Below are 1,756 nucleotides of genomic sequence, written 5' to 3'. Positions count from 1 at the left end.
ACGCACGGCTTCGCCATCCTCGACCAGCTACGTGCGCACTTCGACCACGTCGATTCCTTCCTGATGGATCGCGCGACGCTGCTGGCTTTCGAGACCCTGTGGGGTGAGGAAGACAAGCAGACGCTGCGCGACTTGCCGCGCTTGATTCCGGAAGAGTGCGCGCTGTACGACGACCTGCGCGACAATCGGCTGCGCAAGAAGCTGCGGCTGGAGCAGGAGAGGATTGGCTTCGGCTGGGTGGAAGCGGCGATTGCGGCGCTTGTCGCGCTGCCGTGAGCGCGCATGGGAGAGCGTCCAAGTCCCGTACACCGCGACACCGTCATTGCGAGGAGGCAAAGCCGACGCGGCAATCCAGTGCCACCCTCATATTGCTTTGCCCCCGCACCGACAACGCGCAGAGCCAAACCTCTGGATTGCCGCGTCGGCTGCGCCTCCTCGCAATGACGAGCGCACGTTCCACGACGACCCGCGCGATAAGCGCCTCCGCAAGAACCTGAGAGGATGGGGTTCTGCCGGGCGGCGGCGATCGTGGCCTCGCTTGTTTCCCCGGCCAAGCTGGAATAAGGTCTGTCTGCTCAGAGAAGCGGAGGGGCGTCATGCGCGCGTGGAAACTACATCAGGCGAGAGCTCGTTTGTCGGAGCTGGTCAAGCTGGCCGAAAGCGAGGGACCGCAAGACATTACGGTGCACGGCAAGTCGGTGGCGATTGTCGTTTCGCGAGCTAACTTCGAGCGGCTTTCGGGCGAGGGACAGTCGCTCGTCGAATTCCTGCGCCAGTCGCCACTCTACGGTCTTGAAGGGCTCGACTTCGAGCGCAAACGGAGTGTCGCGCGGACGCTGAGGCTATGAGCTAGCTGCTCGATACCAACGTTCTCTCGGAGTTGCGCCGCAAGAGACCGAATGTTGGCGTTGTGGAATGGTGTGAGCAGCGTCCGGCTTCCACCCTGTTCCTGAGCGTGTTGACGCTGGGCGAATGGCGCAAGGGTGTCCAGACCCTCGCCGCCTCGGAGCGGCGGACCGCCCTCTTGGACTGGCTCGAGGTCCAACTACCGACCTTCTTCAGCGGCCGCATTCTGCCGGTCGACAGCCATGTCGCCGATTGCTGGGGGCGCTTGATGGTCGAGGCAGGCCGCCCAATTCCGGCAGGTGACAGCCTGATCGGCGCAACGGCGGCGCAGCATGGTCTACGCCTCGTGACTCGCAATGTGCGCGACGATGCCGATCTCGGGCTGGAAGTCGTCAATCCCTGGAGTAAGTGAGGCGACTTGGACCGCTGGATCAGCTCGACGCCTCGTGTGTGGCGAGTTGTTCGAGCAACAGAAGCAGTTCGGCCGCATCGTCGCAATTGGGATCCGCGTCGTCGGCCAGCACCGGGTCACGGGACCCGGAGAGAATCGCGGTCAAGGCGGTGAAGATTGGCTTGGCGTTGGCGCCCAAGTCGGATCACGTCCCGGCCGTGTTGCCGCTGCGTTCGGGAACAGCGCTTGCGATCGCTGTCCGGCACTGCTGTTGTCGTTCGCGCTTCACTTTCAGCGCTTCAGGCGCGCAAACGCGCTGGCCATGGCGCCACTCGGTTGTGGCTGGTTTTGCTGGCGTTGCCGCGCCTTGGCCGAGGCGGGGGCGGGAGCGCCGCCGGCTTTCGGCGTGTCCGGCAGGTCGTCGGCGAGGCGCATGCTGAGCGCAATGCGCTGGCGCGGCAGGTCCACTTCGAGCACCTTGACCTTGACCACGTCGCCGGCCTTGACGACGGTGCGCGG

At 64.6% G+C, this 1,756-nt stretch carries 5 protein-coding genes; 3 read left to right on the top strand and 2 right to left on the bottom strand.

Going from position 1 to position 1,756, the window contains the following annotated elements:
* From RUW20_RS14760 to RUW20_RS14750, 3 genes are all read left to right on the top strand, one after another.
* A partial coding sequence (locus tag RUW20_RS14760) for a Wadjet anti-phage system protein JetD domain-containing protein (RefSeq protein ID WP_313952990.1) occupies window positions 1–276 on the top strand: 276 nt, incomplete at its 5' end.
* A 320-nt stretch (window positions 277–596) separates the two neighbouring features.
* Window positions 597–848: a type II toxin-antitoxin system Phd/YefM family antitoxin gene (locus RUW20_RS14755; RefSeq protein WP_313952989.1), complete on the top strand. Its 252-nt coding sequence runs from the start codon at window positions 597–599 to the stop codon at window positions 846–848.
* Between the two features lie 5 nt (window positions 849–853).
* Window positions 854–1,258, top strand: a complete 405-nt coding sequence (locus RUW20_RS14750) for a type II toxin-antitoxin system VapC family toxin (RefSeq protein WP_313953018.1) — start codon at window positions 854–856, stop codon at window positions 1,256–1,258.
* Window positions 1,259–1,277: 19 nt separating this feature from the next.
* Here RUW20_RS14750 and RUW20_RS14745 read toward each other — a convergent pair whose 3' ends face one another.
* Together RUW20_RS14745 and RUW20_RS14740 are read right to left on the bottom strand one after the other, a co-directional pair.
* On the bottom strand, window positions 1,278–1,436 hold the full coding sequence (locus RUW20_RS14745) for a hypothetical protein (RefSeq protein WP_313952988.1): 159 nt from the start codon (window positions 1,434–1,436) through the stop codon (window positions 1,278–1,280).
* 92 nt (window positions 1,437–1,528) lie between these two features.
* A partial coding sequence (locus RUW20_RS14740; protein ID WP_313952987.1) for a S1 RNA-binding domain-containing protein occupies window positions 1,529–1,756 on the bottom strand: 228 nt, incomplete at its 5' end.

The organism is Accumulibacter sp. (assembly GCF_032229525.1).
Lineage (GTDB): Bacteria > Pseudomonadota > Gammaproteobacteria > Burkholderiales > Rhodocyclaceae > Accumulibacter.
This window is presented reverse-complemented; position numbering and strand designations above follow the sequence as displayed.

Excerpts from the sequence above, each read along its gene's own strand:
- RUW20_RS14755 (WP_313952989.1), top strand. The coding sequence starts at position 597 with ATGCGCGCGTGGAAACTACATCAGGCGAGAGCTCGTTTGTCGGAGCTG.